Consider the following 232-nt stretch of genomic DNA (forward strand, 5'->3'; position numbering starts at 1 on the left):
CCCCTTAGGCGGGCGTTAGGTATTTGGAGATATCATGAGAGCTATCTTTTTGATTCTTTGCTCTGTTTTATTAAATGGCTGCTTGGGCATGCCCGAGTCAGTAAAACCAGTGTTGGATTTTGAACTGAACAACTATTTAGGTAAATGGTACGAAGTCGCTCGACTCGATCACTCCTTTGAAAAAGGTTTAAGTCAGGTTACAGCGGAATACCGTGTTCGAAATGATGGTGGC

1 protein-coding gene is annotated in these 232 nt (G+C 43.1%); it reads left to right on the forward strand.

Annotation, left to right across the window (positions count from 1 at the left end; all coding sequences use genetic code 11):
• Positions 1–34: 34 nt before the first annotated feature.
• Positions 35–232: lipocalin family protein (locus GOU96_RS18550; RefSeq protein WP_324702143.1), on the forward strand; the 198-nt coding region annotated here is incomplete at its 3' end.

Origin of the sequence: Vibrio sp. R-1 (assembly GCF_035615595.1) — a bacterium.
Classification (GTDB): domain Bacteria; phylum Pseudomonadota; class Gammaproteobacteria; order Enterobacterales; family Vibrionaceae; genus Vibrio; species Vibrio cholerae.